This window comes from Tardiphaga sp., from assembly GCF_044336785.1.
In the GTDB taxonomy this organism is placed as follows: Bacteria; Pseudomonadota; Alphaproteobacteria; order Rhizobiales; family Xanthobacteraceae; genus Tardiphaga.
In genome coordinates, this window is sequence record NZ_JBIIOT010000022.1 from 53,545 (window position 1) to 60,382 (window position 6,838).

The 6,838-nt window shown below is 61.4% G+C and carries 6 protein-coding genes; 3 read left to right on the top strand and 3 right to left on the bottom strand.

The features are described from left to right. Positions 1-17: 17 nt before the first annotated feature. The 3 genes from ACIQ2A_RS09205 to ssuD are packed head-to-tail and all read right to left on the bottom strand — an operon-like array spanning position 18 to position 2,865. On the bottom strand, positions 18-854 hold the full coding sequence (locus ACIQ2A_RS09205) for an ATP-binding cassette domain-containing protein (RefSeq protein WP_398478127.1): 837 nt from the start codon (positions 852-854) through the stop codon (positions 18-20). A 26-nt stretch (positions 855-880) separates the two neighbouring features. After that, on the bottom strand, positions 881-1,687 hold the full coding sequence (gene ssuC, locus ACIQ2A_RS09210; RefSeq protein WP_398478129.1) for an aliphatic sulfonate ABC transporter permease SsuC: 807 nt from the start codon (positions 1,685-1,687) through the stop codon (positions 881-883). 20 nt (positions 1,688-1,707) lie between these two features. Then, positions 1,708-2,865, bottom strand: coding sequence for an FMNH2-dependent alkanesulfonate monooxygenase (ssuD, locus tag ACIQ2A_RS09215; protein WP_398478131.1), 1,158 nt, complete (start codon positions 2,863-2,865; stop codon positions 1,708-1,710). A 568-nt stretch (positions 2,866-3,433) separates the two neighbouring features. On the opposite strand from ssuD, the gene ACIQ2A_RS09220 reads away from it, so the two are divergent. From ACIQ2A_RS09220 to ACIQ2A_RS09230, 3 genes are all read left to right on the top strand, one after another. Beyond that, positions 3,434-5,170 (top strand): putative bifunctional diguanylate cyclase/phosphodiesterase, encoded by a 1,737-nt coding sequence (locus ACIQ2A_RS09220; protein WP_398478142.1) that lies wholly within the window; start codon positions 3,434-3,436, stop codon positions 5,168-5,170. A gap of 88 nt (positions 5,171-5,258) precedes the next feature. Next, positions 5,259-5,663 carry a YccF domain-containing protein gene (locus ACIQ2A_RS09225; RefSeq protein ID WP_398478133.1) on the top strand — a complete coding sequence of 135 codons (405 nt, stop codon included), beginning with the start codon at positions 5,259-5,261 and terminating at the stop codon, positions 5,661-5,663. A gap of 115 nt (positions 5,664-5,778) precedes the next feature. Further along, the coding region (locus tag ACIQ2A_RS09230; protein ID WP_398478136.1) for a polysaccharide deacetylase family protein at positions 5,779-6,838 on the top strand (1,060 nt) is incomplete at its 3' end.

The window sequence follows — 6,838 nt, forward strand, 5'->3', positions numbered from 1 at the left end:
GTCCTCGCGGGTAATGACTAGACGTCCGTGCCGAGCAGGTTGCGGAGGATTTCACCCTCGAGCGCGGCCTGATCTGCAGCACCATGCTGGCGCGGACGTGGAATATCGACAGTGATATCGTGAGCAATACGGCCTTCTTCGATCACCAGAACGCGGTCGGCCAGCGCAACGGCTTCCGACACGTCGTGAGTGACCAGGATCGAGGTAAAACCCTGATCGGCCCAGACGCGGTTGAGGAGGCCCTGCATCGAAATGCGGGTCAATGCATCGAGGGCGCCGAGCGGCTCGTCCAGCGCGAGCACGCGCGGATGACTGACCAGCGCGCGGGCCAGGGCAACGCGCTGCTTCTGGCCGCCGGACAGAACCGAAGGCCACTGATCGCGCTTGTCGGTGAGGCCGACTTCGCCGAGTGCCTGTTCGGCGCGCGCTTTCGCATCCGCCTTGCGGCGATCGCGACCGAGGCCGACTTCCACATTCGACAGCACGCTGGCCCAGGGCAGCAAGCGCGGCTCCTGGAACATGACCCGGATGTCTTCTGCACGCGTATCGTCGCTGAAGCTGATGGTGCCCGCAGTCGGCTTTTCCAGGCCGGCGATCAGGCGCAACAGCGTGCTCTTGCCGCAACCGCTCTGGCCGACAATCGCGACGAACTGGCCGGCGGGAATGTGAAGATCGATGCCGCGCAGGACTTCATTGTCGCCGAACGCCTTGCTCAGACCGCGGATGGTCAGCGCCGCGCCGCGCTTCGACTGCGAACGGCGCGCCTTTTCAGCCAGCGCCTGCTCGACACCGACGGGCGCCTCGACGCGCTGGGCTTCGGCATGGCTGAGACGAAGGGATTGCTGAAGGGTCATGTCAAAACGCTCGCTTTCGAATTCGCTCAGTGTTTCTGAAAAGCCGGATGCCAGGACAAAGTCAGGCGCTCGAGCAGGCGGGAGGCGCTATCGGCGACCTTGCCGAGCAGCGCATAGATCAGGATGCTGAGCACGACGATGTCGATCTGCATGAATTCACGTGCCTGCATGGCCATGTAGCCGAGGCCCGACGAGGCAGCGATGGTTTCCGCGACAATCAAGGTCAGCCACATGATGCCGAGCGCGAAGCGCACGCCGACAAAGATCGACGGCAGCGCGCCTGGGAAGATCACGCGACGGAACAGCTCGCTATTCGTCATGCCATAGATGCGGCCCATCTCGATGAGCTGCGGATCGACGGTTCGGATGCCATGCAGCGTGTTGATATAGATCGGGAAGAACACGCCAAGCGCGACCAGGAACAGTTTTGCCGACTCATCGATACCGAACCACAGGATAACCAGCGGGATCAGGGCCAGATGGGGGACGTTACGCACCATCTGTAGTGTGGTGTCGGTGAGCGTGCTCGACAGGCGCGACAGGCCGTTGGCGAGACCGAAGGCGAAGCCGATACTGCCGCCAATCAGGAAGCCGACGGACGCCCGCCAGAACGACACCCAGATATTCTGGGCGAGCTCACCTGACATGAGCAGCTTCCAGCCTGCGACGGCCACATCGGTCGGCGCCGGCATGACGCGGGATGGCATCAAGCCGGTGACGCTGGCAGTCTGCCACGCCAGCAGGATCACGAGCGGAACAATCCACTGCGCCAGACCATCGATACGCGGCAGCCGCAGACTGCGTGCGCGAGGAAGGATTTCAACGATGCTCATGATGGGATTGCCTGTGGGATTTACGATGCGCTTTGCGCGCGATGCTCATTGGCGACGATTTCGCCGACTGGGCCGGTGCGGGAGCGCAGCGACGTCACGTTGTCGTGGTTCTGCAGCGACAACAGCGGGAAGACGAGTTCGGCGAAGCGATAGGCTTCTTCGAGATGCGGATAGCCGGACATGATGAACGTATCGACGCCGACGTCCTGATATTCCTTGATCCGTGCAGCCACTGTCTCCGCATCGCCGACCAGCGCCGTGCCAGCGCCACCGCGCACCAGACCGACACCGGCCCAGAGATTAGGGCTGATCTCGAGCTTGTCGCGGCGTCCGCCATGCAGCTGCATCATACGCTGCTGGCCGACCGAGTCCTGACGAGCCAGCGTCTTCTGCGCATTGGCGATCACGTCATCGGTGACATACTTGATCAGATCGTCTGCAGCTGCCCACGCAGCTTCGTTAGTCTCGCGCACGATGACATGCAGACGGATGCCGAAGGACAGTTGACGGCCACGCTTTTCGGCCGCCGCCTTCACCCGCGCGACCTTTTCGGCCACCTGCGCCGGAGGCTCGCCCCAGGTCAGATATTTATCCACGCTATCGACGGCGACATCGATGCCGGCGTCCGACGATCCGCCGAAATAAAGCGGCGGGCGGGGCGACTGCACCGGCGGAAAGATCAGGCGACCATCCGCAATACGGATATGCTTGCCTTCGACATTGACCGTCTTGCCAGCAAGCAGATCGTTATAAACGCTCAGGAACTCGCGCGTGACCTCATAGCGTTCGTCATGCGACAGGAAAATGCCGTCGCCAGCATTCTCGACGGGATCGCCGCCGGTGACGACATTGATGAGCAGTCGGCCATTGGTGACACGATCCAGCGTCGCGGTCATGCGTGCAGCGACGGCCGGCGACTGCAAACCGGGGCGCACCGCAACCAAATAGCGTAGACGCTCGGTCCAGGGCGCAACAGCGGAGGCAACGACCCATGAATCCTCGCAGCTGCGCCCGGTCGGGAGCAACACGCCGTAGTAGCCGAGCTGATCGGCGGCCTGGGCGATCTGGCGGAGATAATTGAAATCGACATCGCGCGCACCATGCGCGGAGGCCAGATAGCGGCCGTCGCCGTGGGTCGGCAAAAACCAGAGCACTTTGGCTGGCGACGGATTGCTCATAAAAACGTATCCCAAGCATGTCTATTGCGAATGCAAGGGATGATGGGGACACCTTCTCAACCTGTCGAGACGCCCGCAAAAATAGTGACATGCGCACTGCGACATCCGTCAAGTACGCAGTGTTCGTTTCGTTTTTAGAGCGGGTTGAAGGGCATTTTTCTCCGCGCACAACACCCAATCGGTCGATCACGAGATCGTGGACCGTTCAGTAAGCCCGTCATGCAATTTGGCGGGCGCCTCTCATAGATAAAAAATCTACAAGGCCCGAGAATACGACAAGAACGATCTTCCCTTCCCTCGATTTGAAGGGCGCCATTTCGCAGGGGCCATTGACGTTCTGTTAATGACGTCGGTGTCCTGATCCCACAATTGCGCCAACATTTACACAACTACCGTCTTTCCGAGATCGGTTTAACCAAACTTACAAGGCGTTTTGCGAGGTTCCACAACCATGCAGAATGCATCAGCCCCACAGTTGCCGCCTCCTCCGGAACAGACCGACCAATCTGCCTCGCCTTCGCGCGGCGCGGAGGAATCGCCCCATGACGTGTCCGCTATCGAACTTTCGATGCTGCGTGAAATCGTCCGCATGCTGCCCTCCGCGGTCACGGTCCAGGATGAACAGGGCGAGTTCGTGCTCGTCAACGATGCTGCCGCAGCGCAATTCAACACGGCGCCGGACAGCTTTCTGGCGCATAGCGAGAGTTCGGATTTCCTGAAACAGGCGCTGTCACATCGCCGTGTCACAGCGCTCAACCTGATCGAATCGGGCCGCACCGCGGTGTTCGAGGAGCGCGTCAATTCGGAACTCGACAAGCGCGTTTTCCTCACCACGCACCGGCCGGTGACGATCGGCGAGCGCACATTGCTGCTCTCCACCGCCAGCGATGTGAGCCGGCAGAAGCAGATCGAGGAAGAGCTGTTTCGCCGCGCCTATTACGATGAACTGACCGACCTGCCGACACGGCGCGTGATCGAGAAACATGTCGGCGACCTCATTGCGGAGGACACCGCTTGCCCGGAAGGCGGCTATGGCCATTTCGCGCTGGCCTTCCTCGACATCGACAATTTCAAGCATATCAACGACTATTACGGCCATAGCACCGGCGACGGATTGCTGTTGCAATTCGCCAAGCGCATCGGCCTCGAATTGCGCCCGACAGACATGCTGTCGCGCATCTCCGGCGATGAATTCCTGCTGCTGCTCAATCCGATCCAAAGCCAGCAGGAAGTTGCCGACTATCTGGAGCGACTGGTGCAACGCCTGCGCGCCCCCTTCTTCATTGAGGACTCCGAGGTCTTCGCAACGGCATCGATCGGCGTCAGCCTCTATCCCGAGCACGGCCGGACCTACGACATTCTGCATCAGAATGCGGATATCGCCATGTATCAGGTGAAGAATGACACCAAGGGCGCCGCGGTGTTCTTCAATGCCGGCATGGAAAGCGAAGCGCTCGCCCGCATGGCCACCGAGCAGGCGCTGCGGCTCGCCATTCTCGACAAGCGTTTCTGCTGCGCGTTCCAGCCCAAGGTCGATATCCGCACCAAGGAGATCCAGGGCATCGAAGCGCTGGTGCGCCTGCGCGACGACAAGGGCGTGATCCAGGCGCCCGGCGCCTTCATCAATCTGGCCGTCGAACTCGGCCTGATCGACGAACTCACGCATCTCGTTCTCGCGGAGATCATGAAATCGATCGACCTGATCGACGAAGCCTTCGGCCCCGGCGCCACCATCAGCATCAATGTCGCCGCCAAACAGGCCGGCAATGCCGAATTCATGCGCTCTTTCGCGCGCGCGCTGGAGGATACGGGCTGCCCGACCCGTTTCATGGTCGAAGTCACCGAAGACGCGTTCGTCGCCAAGACGCATTTTCAGGACGATATCCTGCCGATGTTGCGCATGATCGGTGTTGGCGTGTCCATCGATGATTTCGGCGTCGGCTATTCGTCGCTGTCGGCGCTGGCCGATATTACGGCCGACGAGATCAAGATCGATCGCTCCTTCATCACGGACATCCACAAACGGCCGCGCAGCCAGGGCATCCTGCGCGCCATCGAGTCACTCAGCGAGGCGCTGGGCATGAAGGTGATCGCCGAGGGCGTCGAGACTTTCGAGGAGCTGGCCTATTTGCAGGCCGCGACCAAGATCCGCTATGCCCAGGGCTATTACTTCTCCAAGCCGATCTTCCTGGAGGAGCTGCAACCCCAGCCGCAATCCAATAGCGACGTTCGTATGGCATTGGACACGCGACCTTCCGACAGCGCGCGGCCGGCCTATTCGCGGGCCGGTGGACGGGGCTACTGAGCTCCTTTCACGCATTGTCATCCCGTTCGCGCATCCCATCTGTTAAGGGATAGGTCAACGCCGCCTATCGCATCACCCGAGAGCTCCCATGCCCATCCTGCCGCTGTTTCTGAATATTCTCTGGATCGTATTTGGCGGATTGTGGATGGCTGCAGGCTGGGTGCTGGCTGCGGTGATCATGGCCATTACCATTGTCGGCCTGCCCTGGGCGCGCGCCGCCTTCAACATCGCAGCCTATACACTGCTGCCATTCGGCCAGCGTGCCGTGCGCCGCGAGGTCGTGACCGGGCGCGAGGATATCGGCACCGGCCTGCTCGGCTTTCTCGGCAATCTGATCTGGCTGGTGCTGGCCGGCTGGTGGCTGGCCATCGCCCATCTCGTCACTGCGCTCGGCCTTGCCATTACGATTGTCGGCATTCCCTTTGCGTGGGCGCATCTCAAGCTTGCCGGCATCGCACTTTGGCCGATCGGGCGCGCCATCGTACCGGCTTAACGCGCAATCTGTTGAATTGTGACGAATTTTCCCGCCGAGAGTGCATGCTGCATACGCTCGGTTAACTATTCCGCTCAATGGTGATCCGAGGTGGGCCTCGGGCGCCGGAGTGGATATGCGTAAACTTCCTTTCTTGATTGTTGCTGGTTCTGTTTCGGCTGTTGTCGCCGCAGGTGCAGGCGCGTGGCACTTTTTCGGCCCTGCCGATGTCACATCCGCAGCCAAGAGCGACAAGGGCGAGCTGACCACCGCTTCGGTCGATACGCGCTGGCCGAAACCCGCATCGAAAGCCCCCGCCGAACCCGCTCCCAAGGTGCAGGCCGTTGCCGCCGCTCCGAGCGCAGCACCGCTGCCCGCCCAGCCCGCGGTCGAGAAGCGTCCAGCCTATACCAAGCCGGTCTGCAACAATCCGAACGCCCTCGGCGTCTCGCGCACCGTGCAGCTCGACACCACCGGCGGCCCTGGCCTCGGCATGTCGCAATATCGCGATTACGACTTCCTGCAGCCTGGCGAAGTCGTGCTGACCTTCGACGACGGCCCGTGGCCGAATACGACGCCGGCCGTGCTCAGCGCGCTCGCCGCGCAATGCGTGCAGGCGATCTTCTTCCCGATCGGCAAGCACTCGACCTGGCACCCCGCCGTGTTGAAGCAGGTGATCGCCGCTGGCCACAGCGTCGGGACCCATACCTGGTCGCACCAGAATCTTGCGAACAAGAGCCCGCAGGAAGCCATCGACGAAATCGAGCGCGGCATCAGCGCGATCACGCTGATGGCTGGCCAGCCCCTGTCTCCATTCTTCCGCTTCCCGCAGCTGCGACAGACCGCGGAGCTGAAGGCGCATCTCGCTAAACGCAATATCGCAGCCTTTTCGATCGATATCGACTCCGAGGATTTCCGCGTCCACAACGCGCAGAAGCTCGTCGTCTCGATGATGGACAAGCTGAAAAAGAAAGGCAAAGGCATCCTGTTGATGCACGACCTGCACAAGTGGTCGGCCGCAGCGGTGCCGGACCTGCTCGCCCAGCTCAAGGCCGGCGGCTACAAGGTGGTCTTCATCCGCCCGAAGGAGATGCTGACCACGCTGCCCGAATATGACGCCGCGATCCAGGCCGAGCTGCAGCCGGTGAAAACCAGCAAGGCCCGGCCGATTTCGAGCGTCATCCAGACCGTGGATT